12 protein-coding genes and 1 other RNA gene are annotated in these 10,291 nt (G+C 33.2%); 4 read left to right on the forward strand and 9 right to left on the reverse strand.

The window, feature by feature from the left end; genetic code table 11:
• Positions 1 to 5: 5 nt before the first annotated feature.
• Positions 6 to 323: RNase P RNA component class A (rnpB, locus tag IR010_RS10980), an RNA gene on the reverse strand.
• A gap of 123 nt (positions 324 to 446) precedes the next feature.
• On the opposite strand from rnpB, the gene IR010_RS10985 reads away from it, so the two are divergent.
• Entirely contained in the window at positions 447 to 740 is a 294-nt protein-coding gene (locus IR010_RS10985; RefSeq protein ID WP_029273635.1) for a hypothetical protein, read from the forward strand.
• 130 nt (positions 741 to 870) lie between these two features.
• Here IR010_RS10985 and IR010_RS10990 read toward each other — a convergent pair whose 3' ends face one another.
• The 4 genes from IR010_RS10990 to IR010_RS11005 all read right to left on the reverse strand — a co-directional run bounded on the left by IR010_RS10990 (position 871) and on the right by IR010_RS11005 (position 2,964).
• On the reverse strand, positions 871 to 1,242 hold the full coding sequence (locus IR010_RS10990) for a LysM peptidoglycan-binding domain-containing protein (RefSeq protein WP_194603786.1): 372 nt from the start codon (positions 1,240 to 1,242) through the stop codon (positions 871 to 873).
• Positions 1,243 to 1,249: 7 nt separating this feature from the next.
• Complete coding sequence (locus IR010_RS10995) at positions 1,250 to 1,729, reverse strand: BON domain-containing protein (RefSeq protein WP_194603789.1); 480 nt, start codon at positions 1,727 to 1,729, stop codon at positions 1,250 to 1,252.
• A gap of 135 nt (positions 1,730 to 1,864) precedes the next feature.
• Entirely contained in the window at positions 1,865 to 2,350 is a 486-nt protein-coding gene (locus IR010_RS11000) for a cupin domain-containing protein (RefSeq protein ID WP_194603792.1), read from the reverse strand.
• Positions 2,351 to 2,565: 215 nt separating this feature from the next.
• Positions 2,566 to 2,964, reverse strand: a complete 399-nt coding sequence (locus IR010_RS11005; RefSeq protein ID WP_194603794.1) for an NIPSNAP family protein — start codon at positions 2,962 to 2,964, stop codon at positions 2,566 to 2,568.
• A 312-nt stretch (positions 2,965 to 3,276) separates the two neighbouring features.
• Here IR010_RS11005 and dnaX point away from each other — a divergent pair, with 312 nt between their 5' ends.
• Together dnaX and IR010_RS11015 are read left to right on the forward strand one after the other, a co-directional pair.
• A complete protein-coding gene (gene dnaX, locus IR010_RS11010) occupies positions 3,277 to 4,362 on the forward strand; it encodes a DNA polymerase III subunit gamma/tau (RefSeq protein ID WP_029273640.1) in 1,086 nt (361 codons plus the stop codon).
• A gap of 260 nt (positions 4,363 to 4,622) precedes the next feature.
• The gene (locus IR010_RS11015) at positions 4,623 to 5,039 is read left to right on the forward strand and encodes a hypothetical protein (RefSeq protein WP_029273641.1); all 417 of its coding nucleotides are present in this window, start codon (positions 4,623 to 4,625) and stop codon (positions 5,037 to 5,039) included.
• 77 nt (positions 5,040 to 5,116) lie between these two features.
• Here the strand turns inward: IR010_RS11015 and IR010_RS11020 are convergent, their stop codons facing one another.
• Genes IR010_RS11020 through IR010_RS11035 form a run of 4 tightly spaced genes read right to left on the reverse strand, consistent with a single transcriptional unit; the run spans position 5,117 to position 9,213 of the window.
• A complete protein-coding gene (locus IR010_RS11020) occupies positions 5,117 to 5,695 on the reverse strand; it encodes a TMEM175 family protein (RefSeq protein WP_029273642.1) in 579 nt (192 codons plus the stop codon).
• A 25-nt stretch (positions 5,696 to 5,720) separates the two neighbouring features.
• The gene (locus tag IR010_RS11025) at positions 5,721 to 6,611 is read right to left on the reverse strand and encodes a Ppx/GppA phosphatase family protein (protein ID WP_029273643.1); all 891 of its coding nucleotides are present in this window, start codon (positions 6,609 to 6,611) and stop codon (positions 5,721 to 5,723) included.
• Between the two features lie 26 nt (positions 6,612 to 6,637).
• Entirely contained in the window at positions 6,638 to 8,722 is a 2,085-nt protein-coding gene (ppk1, locus tag IR010_RS11030) for a polyphosphate kinase 1 (RefSeq protein WP_029273644.1), read from the reverse strand.
• A gap of 5 nt (positions 8,723 to 8,727) precedes the next feature.
• Complete coding sequence (locus IR010_RS11035) at positions 8,728 to 9,213, reverse strand: SixA phosphatase family protein (RefSeq protein WP_029273645.1); 486 nt, start codon at positions 9,211 to 9,213, stop codon at positions 8,728 to 8,730.
• 497 nt (positions 9,214 to 9,710) lie between these two features.
• On the opposite strand from IR010_RS11035, the gene IR010_RS11040 reads away from it, so the two are divergent.
• Positions 9,711 to 10,259 (forward strand): hypothetical protein, encoded by a 549-nt coding sequence (locus IR010_RS11040; RefSeq protein ID WP_194603796.1) that lies wholly within the window; start codon positions 9,711 to 9,713, stop codon positions 10,257 to 10,259.
• Positions 10,260 to 10,291: the final 32 nt, after the last annotated feature.

Consider the following 10,291-nt stretch of genomic DNA (forward strand, 5'->3'; position numbering starts at 1 on the left):
TATATAAAAAATGCAGACCTATAAGCCGGATTCTGTCTCTGATAAATCAGAGCCTTATCATTTATCTAGATCCCACATTACTGCGGGACTCGAGCTACCTACCCTTCAACAACGGACGAGAAGCCCTTAAATGCTGATATACTTGGTATTTCACCGCATAGAGTTTACCTGGTTTCACTACAGCATTACCTGTACATACTTTCTGTTGCACTTGTCCTTGCGCTATTTCTAACGCCGACGGGTGTTACCCGCTATGCTTCTCTTTGGTGTCCGGACTTTCCTCCCTCCCGATGAATCGGAACGACGATAAGGCGGTCTGCGCGGCAAAAGTAGCGATTTATCAGCTAAGAATGCCGCTTTTAAATTTTAGATTTTCGTATAAAATTCGCAACGTTTTAATTTTAAATTAGTTATCTTTAAAATCCATAATTTTAAAATTCATTATCATGACAAGAATGTATCATTACGCAACTGTTTCAAAAGCTTTAGATCAATTGCATGAAAAAGGATTTACTTGTGATTTTAATCTAAACTCAGACATGATTAAAAAAAATCCTGAAAAATTTGAAATTGTACATGTGTATCGATACGAAGGGGAATCAGACCCAGGCGATGAGGCAGTTGTATACGGAATTAAATCAACATCAGGCAAAAAAGGAGTTTACGTAGCTGGTTTCTCCGCCGACTCGGATCAAGAAACAGCAAAATTTTTATTTGATTTGAGTATTAAGGGAAGGTAATTAACTTCAAAAATAAAGAGAAACTTAACCGCAAAGGAACGCAAGATGTAAAATAAGTTTAAGCTTTGCGTTTAAACATTATTCATAAAAAAAGCCCATCATTGATGGGCTTTAGAACAACGCACAAAAATTACGCAGTTGGTATTTTTAATTTCCAGCCTGGCTGAATCAGGTCTGGGTTTTTGATAACATCTTTATTGGCTTCGTATATTGTTTGCCACGAAATACCATATTCCTTTCCGATTTTTGACAAAGAATCACCGCTTTTAACAGTGTATTCTGTTGTAACTCCCTCATCGACAGTAATATTCATTACCACATCTGCGGATCTAAAATCTGGATCTATTTTTCCGTAAGCACTCCACAGTTTTTCTTTATCATCCGCAGATTTTGCTGCTCCGTCAATATATAATACATTGTCTTGTTCTCTTACTTGCAAATTCGAAATTCCTAAATTAGAAGCCAAATCTGTTAACTCTTTGTATTTATCTTGTAAACTCATGATGGATCTATTTAATAGTTAACTTATTTTCAACCTTTTTAGGTTTCAATTCCTGAACACTTTTTATCAAATTAGGCAATTGGTCTCTTTTGATATTTCCTGTAAGTGTTACAACACCATTTGCAACAGTTGCAGTAACGCCGTTATACGTTTTTACAACCTCATTTACTGAAGTCGTTAATACACTATCCGAATTAATTTCAACAGGAACGGCAGTAACTTCAGGTTCTGGAGCTGCGATTTCGCAATTGTTTACTACAGTTTTAACTCCCTTTACTCCCTTTACAATACTTTCTGCATTTTGTTTCAAGGCCTCATCTTTACAAGTACCTGAAATAGTTGCGACGCCTTTTACTACTGTTACTTCTACTCCTGGCAGACCACTTATTTTTGCATCAATATCCTTTTGGATATCGACATCTTTAGGACCACAAGCCACAAGAAGCAAAGCAAGTCCCATTCCTGATAAGATAGATTTAATTTTCATAATGATATTTTTTTATTTGATTAAAACACTAAATTTAAAACGAATTAAAATATCAATTATTACATAATAATCTTACAATTTTATATTTTTAACAGCTGATAAAGCTTTTAGAATGGCAGGAAACAATTTGACAATCTAATCCAAATAATTTTCAGGAAAGATTTTTTGTCCGTATTTTCCAAAAAGGGCATTAATTTTTTCCTGAGTTTCCTTTTCTGTATCTGTAGAAGCTGTTTCAAGATATGCGGCCATTTCCTCAAATAAATTATCTAATCCGGCTGGCGTTACGGTACATAATAATTTAGCCGTTTCATTGCTCAAATTTTTAAAACCGTGAACAATACCGCCTTTCGGAATATTAACAAAAGAACTTTTCTTTGCAATATAAGTTCCTAATTCCGATTTAAAAGTAACTTCGCCTTCGAGCACATAAAAAGTTTCTGTAAAATCAGCATGCGAGTGCGGATTGGGTCCCGCGCCCGGAGGAACCGACATTTCGATTACAGCATATTCTCCATCTGTCTGTTTTCCTGAAATGATGATTCTGTAATTTCCTCCGGCTATTTTTAGTTTTTGGCCTTCAGATTGGTTTATGGTTAGGATTGGGTTGGGAGTTTTCATTTTTAAGATTTTTTTGATTTAGATTGCTTTCATTAAAAGGAGCGCTTGCAACCAAAATCATTAAATTAAGAAAAACATCTTTAATACTTCTACAATAAATTTCTCGAATAGCTTTATTTTTTTGTTTCCCGCAGATTTAGCAGATCAAGCATATTTCTTATTCTTTTATGCCTTTATTCAGACAATTATTGGGATTGCGCGATTCTTTTTTAACCTTAATTCGGAGAATAATCAACCTTTGTCAAAACCCGATCTTCAACGTTTCCAACTACATCGCCATATTTTGCTGTGTATTGTTTTTTAATTTCGATCCATTCTTTATCGGCTTTAAAATCTGCCCAGGCTTTTTTCATTGTGGCTTCATTTGGCCATTCTAAAAAATAAACAAATTCTGTTTTCTTATCTGATTTTGATTCATAAATAGACTTGATATTGAAGTTATATTTTTTCATTATTTGCATTGCATGATCCCGAAATCGCTGATGAAATTCTTTCTTGTTATTTTCAAAAATTTCATAAATACGCAATTGGTAAACAGGACTTGTTTGTGTTGTGGTTTGCGATTTTACAATTGAAGAAGTGACAAATAATAAAGTCAATAAAAATAGTTTCATGTCTGTAATTTTAGCAGCTTATATTCAGTTAAGAATTGGCAATCAAATTTCTTGATATTAAATATTTGACTCAAACAAAAATATAAATTAAAATAATAATTCTCACAAAATTTACATAGATCAATTTAACTAATTACACACAAAAATCAAGATTCAAAACTTATTTTTTCAAATTTCATTACATACAATATAATAATTACAAAACCTTAAACACTCACATTCAAAACACTCAAAACAACTCAAACATTTATCAATTTCAGATTTGTGATTTGGTAATTTTCAGCCTATATTTGCTATCGAATAAAAAAGAACATGGAACAATTTGTAGTATCGGCTCGTAAATATCGCCCGCAGACCTTTAAGGATGTTGTGGGGCAAAAAGCCATTACCAATACGTTGTTGAATGCTATCGAAAGCAATCACCTTGCTTCTGCCCTTTTATTTACAGGACCACGTGGAGTTGGAAAAACTACCTGTGCGCGTATTTTGGCTCGTAAAATAAATCAGCCTGGATATGATGATCCTAATGAAGATTTTGCTTTTAACGTTTTTGAGTTAGACGCCGCTTCAAACAACTCGGTTGATGATATTCGAAGCTTGATTGATCAAGTTAGAATCCCGCCTCAGACTGGACAATACAAAGTATATATTATTGACGAGGTTCATATGTTGTCTTCGGCTGCTTTTAATGCTTTTTTGAAAACATTAGAAGAACCGCCAAAACATGCTATTTTTATTTTAGCAACAACGGAAAAACACAAGATTATTCCAACGATTTTATCACGTTGTCAGATATTTGATTTTAAAAGAATTACCGTAAAAGATGCTAAAGAACATTTAGCAGAAGTTGCCACAAGTCAAGGAATCAATTTTGAAGACGATGCTTTGCACATTATTGCACAAAAGGCTGATGGTGCAATGCGTGACGCTTTATCTATTTTTGACCGTGTAGTTTCATACTGCGGTACAAACTTAACACGTCAGGCCGTAACTGAAAACCTAAACGTTTTAGATTACGAAACCTATATCAGCATTACCGATTTACTTTTAGAAAATAAAATTCCGGATCTTTTATTAGCATATAATGATATTTTGTCTAAAGGTTTTGACGGACATCATTTTATTGCTGGATTGGCTTCACATTTTAGAGATTTATTGGTGAGCAAAACTCCTGCAACAATCTCATTACTTGAAGTTGGAGAACAAGCACAGCAAATGTATGGCGTTCAAGCTCAAAAATGCTCTCAAGATTTTTTACTTAAAGGGATTGACATTGCAAACGACTGCGATTTAAAATACAAACTAAGCCAAAATCAGCGACTTTTGGTCGAATTATGTTTGATGCAATTAGCCTCTATCAACTTTGATGGAGAAAAAAAAAAGTTGAGCAATTCATAATTCCGCCTACCTATTTTAAAAATGGCGGTTATTCTATTGTAGAAGTTCCAAATACTAAATCCCAAATTCCAAACGAAAAAGAAAACAGCAATGTCAATCAAAATGACAATGACAATTCTAATATTGAGAATAAAACAGTTAAAATCCCTGAAGCCCCAACTGAAACTCAAAATTCAAAACCCATAACTCAAAATTTACAAACAAGCAGCGAACCAAAAATTTCGGCGTTTTCCTTATCTAGCATTCGCAAGAAAAAAGAGTTGGAAGCTAGCAGTAAATCTTACGTAAAGCCTTCTTCAGTATTGCCAACAGAAGAGTTTAACGAAACTGATATGCTAGTGGAATGGAATAAATACGCACAGCGTTTAGGAGATAAAGGTTTGAAAATCATGGAATCGTTATTGCTAATTAACGATCCAACCTTGAACGGAACAGTAATTACGCTTGAATTGCCAAATGAAGGATCTAAACTAGATTTTGAAAGTCAGATTCACGGTCTTTTAGGACATTTAAAAGGACATTTGCACAATCACGATATTACAATTGAAGTTGTTGTAAACGAAAAAATTGAAAGCAAACGAAGCTTTAACGATCAAGATCGATACAATCGTTTATTGGAAATAAATCCAAACATTGAACTTTTGCGTTCTACTTTTGGATTGGATTTACATTCTTAATTTTTCAAACACCAATTTTATTAATTATTTTTTGACAGCAAAATATAATTCTTGATTGTTGAAATCGAATGCAGTACCTAATTTTTTGAAGTAATTCGTTCAATTCTTTTATCAGGAATCAGCCATAATAATGCTAAAGTAAGATAAGCAGCGCCAGAAATCCATTCGTTATAAAAAGAAAAAATAACACCGGCAACACATAAAACTGACGAAGCTTTTCCTTTTAAATCGTTTCCTATTGCTTTTGCCAATACTGAATCTTTTCCTTCAGTGCTAATTATAATTCGCTGTAAAATAAAATAAGCAATTGAGGATAAAAACAATACCACTCCATACAAAGTCATAGATGCTTTTGCAAAATTATTTTCTCCCATCCAGCCAGTTGCAATAGGAATTAATGATAGCCAAAAAAGCAAATGCAAATTTGCCCAAAGGATTTTTCCGTTTATTTTAGTTAGGCTATGAATTAGATAATGATGATTGTTCCAGTAAATTCCAACATAAATAAAACTTAAAATATAGCTCAAAAATTTAGGTATAAGCGGTTTTAGATCTGCAAACTCGTGTCCGTGAGGCACTTTAATTTCTAAAATCATAATAGTGATAATGATTGCTAAAACACCATCACTAAAAGCTTCGAGCCTGGTTTTATTCATTTTAAATTTATTTGAGCTTTGCTATTTAAATTTTACCGTAATACATTGCTTTTACGATTCCGTCAGAAAGTCCAATTTTTGGAACGTAAATTTGTCGCGCTCCGCTCCATTTCATCGCATTCAGATAAATTCTGGTCGCATGAATAATAACGTCGGCACGGTCAGAGTTCAAACCCAGTTCTGCGATTCTTTGTTCGTAAGTCAACGAATTTAAAAATGCATATTGCGAATTGATATAAATGTATGAAAGCGGTTTTTCCTGCTGTTTTCCAGACATTTTAAATAATTTATTGATATTTCCTCCAGAACCAATTAAGGTAACCTCATCGTAATCTGCAGTATTAGTTTTGATCCATTTTTCGATTTCATCCCAAACAACATCGTGAACCATACCATTTAACAAACGTACCGTCCCTGCTTTAAAAGATCTTGAGTTGATCATTTTTCCGTCAGAGAATAAAGTAAATTCGGTACTTCCGCCGCCAACATCTACAAAAAGATAGGTTTCATCAGTTTTTAATAAATGATGGAGATCTGTAGAAGCGATAATTGCTGCTTCTTTTTTTCCATCAATTATTTCGATTTTAATGTCGGCTTTCTTTTTAATCAAAGCCACTACTTCTTTAGCATTATACGCTTCACGCATGGCCGAAGTAGCAAATGCCATATAACGTTCTACTTTATGTACTTTCATCAAAAGATTAAATGCTTTCATAGCATCAACCATTCGATCTATATTTTCTGCTGAAATTTCTCCAACGGTAAAGGCATCTTGTCCCAAACGGATTGGCACACGCACAAGCGAACTTTTATTAAATTGCGGTTCTTTTCCGTCTTGTTCTACAACATTCGATATCAGAAGCCTCATGGCATTTGAACCGATATCTATTGCTGCAAATTTCTTTATATTAATCATGCTCACTTATGATTTGAAATTGGTTTTTATTGATTTATTTTCTGCGGAGCCTGTTCAAGTGCTTCAATTTTATTTTGATAGTACTTATATGTTTCAAACTGGGCTCTAAATGGGGCATGATGATTTCTAGGCTTATATTTATTATCTAATTTATAGGAATGATATCTCACTTTAACATTCCCTTTCCATGCTATATTAAAATTATCGATCAGTTCCTTTTTAATTTCAAGGTCGTAAATCGGGCACGTTACTTCTACTCTTCCATCAAGATTTCGGGTCATAAAATCGGCAGACGAAATATATACTTCAGTTAAACCGGCATTTCCAAAAATGTAAACTCTCGAATGTTCTAAATAATTATCTACAATACTTATCGCTTCAATGTTTTCGCTCATTCCTGGAATTCCTGGGATCAGGGAACAAATGCCTCTAACTTGAAGCTGAATCTTAACTCCGGCATTACTGGCTTCGTATAATTTATCGATCATTTTAAAATCAGATAAACTATTCATTTTTAATTTTATATGCGTTTTTCTGCCCGCTAAAGCGTGCAAAATTTCACGGTCGATCAACTTAATAAATTTGGTTCGCGTATAATGTGGAGACACAATTAAATGTTTGTATCTGTGAACTCTATAATTGATGTCAAAGAATTCAAATATTTTAGAAATGTCTTTTAAAATCCCTTGATGACACGTAAAAAGTGTAACATCAGTATAAATTTTAGCCGTTGACTCGTTGAAATTTCCTGTCGAAATAAATCCGTAACGGCGTGTTTTTCCTTCTTCAGCTCTTTCGATTACACAAATTTTACTGTGCACTTTAAGGCCTTTTATTCCAAAAATAAGGTCAATTCCTTCTGTCTGCATTTGTTCTGCGTACGATATATTCGTGGCTTCATCAAAACGCGCCTGAAGTTCAATCTGAACGGTTACTTTTTTACCATTTTTTGCAGCGTTTATCAATGAACTGATAATCTGCGAATTCTTAGCCAAACGATATAAAGTAATTTTAATACTGGTCACTTTTGGATCTAAAGCCGCTTCACGCAAAAACTTGGTTAGATATGAAAATGACTGATATGGAGCATGCAATAAATAATCTTTTTTGCTGATTTTCTCCAGAATACTCCCTCCTAAGCTCAAACCTGGGATTGGTAGAGGCTCATTTGGTTTATAAAGCAGATCGAATCTTCCTAAATTTGGGAAACTCATGTAATCGCGGCGATTGTGATATCTTCCGCCAGGAATTATACTGTCTGTCTCTACAATTTTCATTTTATCAAGAAAGAAACGCAAAGTATCTTCTTCGATTAAACTATCATAAATAAAACGCACTGGTTCGCCAATTCTTCGATCTTTAACCGAAGTTGCAATTTTTTCGAGCATACTTTTGCTCAAATCACTGTCAATATCCAGCTGTGCATCACGTGTAATTTTGATCATGTGTGCCGAAACACTTTTATAATCGAAAATATTAAAAATGTTTTTCAGATTGTAACGAATAACATCATCAATTAAAATAACATAATGTTTGTCATCCGGTGAAGGCAAGACTACAAATCTGTTTATTGTTTTTGGAATTTCGATCACAGCGTATCGAACTTCATCATTTGTATTCATCTCCAAACGAACCGCTAAATATCCTAAAGTATCTTTAAGAACAGGAAATTCAGCCAGGTCATTCAAAATAATTGTTACCAATTCTGGACTTAATCTCTGGGTAAAGAAGTCTTTTAGAAATTTTTCCTGATCACAATTAATCTGATCTTCGTTTATAATAAAGATATTTTCTGCTTCTAATTCTGTTTCAATATTGCCAAGGATACGCAAACTTTCAGACTGCTGCTGAATCACGATTTCAGTAATATCTTTTACCAATTGATGCGCTGAAACGCCGCCAAGATATTTTTCGCCGGAAATACCAGAAAGACTCAATCTTCGAATTGCAGCATAACGAACCCTAAAAAATTCATCTAAATTGTTTGAAAAAATTCCAACAAAACGCAGCCTGTCTAAAAGTGGAACTGTGTTGTCTGCTGCTTCTTGAAGCACTCTTGCATTAAACGCTAACCAACTTTTTTCTCTATCGATATATTTCTGTTCGTACACTGTATTTATTTTAAATCTTTGGGGAAAATTGTTTTATGGGTTTTGCCTTTATTTAGAGCATCCCAGCTCTCTGTATCAAACTGCAGGGATACAAAGCCTGAAGTAGGAACGTTTTCAATAAAAACATCCCCAAATTTATTAACAAAATTTGTAATAGCCTCGTTATGTCCAAAAAGAATAACGCTTTCGAAACTATTATCACACGATTTAATAACTTTTTCGAGCTGTTTGCTGTCGAATGTGTAAAGTTCGTCTTTGTAAACGATGCTTTCTATGGGGTAAGAAATGTTTTGAGCAAAAATAAGAGCAGTCTCTGAGGCACGCGCCGCAGTACTGCTCCATATAATATATGTTTTAGGAAGATATTTTGAAATATTTGAAGAAACTTCGTGGGCATCTAAAATCCCTCTTTTCATTAAAGGTCTGTCAAAATCTTTTAAAGGTGCTTCCCAACTTGATTTTGCGTGTCGTATTAAGATTAAGTTTTTCATAAAAAGAGATTATTAATAAAAATGCGTAGACGAAAACTATTTTCTAAGTTCTAATTTACAAAAGAATTCTCAATAGTCTCTTATTTTTTATTTCTGTTAACATTGAAATGAAAATTTTAACAAGAATAACATCTAAAAAACTTACGTGATTTTCTATTACTCATTTTTTCAATTTTTTGCAAAAAGTGCACTTCATCCCTTAAAGCGGGCAGTTGGTCGATATTTTAGTATTTGCAAAAAATTAACTAAATAATTGATTATTAATACTTTATAACCCATGAAATACATGGTTTTTCATCAAAAAAAGAACAAAACCGAGTTTCTGAATTTGATGAAATTGATCAAAAAAGCATTTTTTTGAGACAATAATTATCTAAAAAGAAGTAGTTGAACGAGTTTTTAGGTTAGTTGCAGACAAAAAAAATCAAAACCAAAAACTCTCATATAATTTTGATTCTGTTAAAATATAATAAATAACACAAACTAAATCTTAAATTATGAAAACTACATCTACTCTTGAAAAAGCAGTAAAGTTTGTTAACAATTGTAAGTTTATTTTTTCCTTTAGAAAAAACATTTTTCAAAAAAACATTTTCTCTATACTGTTTTGTTTAATCTCTACTATTTCATTTGCACAATCTGGTTCTTGTAATGTAAACTTGATTGTTGAAAATAATGGAAATACAAGAAGCACGCCATTAGATGGAACTTATTATTCAATGATTCTTACCAATACGGGAACCTCAACAGATACTTATGTTTTAGAGATTTTAAATATAAACTCGACTTGTTCTAATACAGACGGAAGCTCAACAGCTTCGAACATTTCAATTACCAGCTCTTTTATTGACTCTGCAAAAAGTACCATTACAGAGATTACGCTAAGTCCTGGAGAATCTTCAAATTTTTACATTCATGTAACTGTTCCTGCTGGAACTGCAATAAACAAATGGTCCTGTGATCAGGTTTCTGCAAAATCTAAAAACTGTTCTGTTGTTGCGTCTACAGTTTTGCACACTCTTGTCATTAATCCAGTTAATGATTAAAAAACGCTATATCAGGTATTCCCTTAAAATCA

This window comes from Flavobacterium sp. MR2016-29, from assembly GCF_015350695.1.
Lineage (GTDB): Bacteria > Bacteroidota > Bacteroidia > Flavobacteriales > Flavobacteriaceae > Flavobacterium.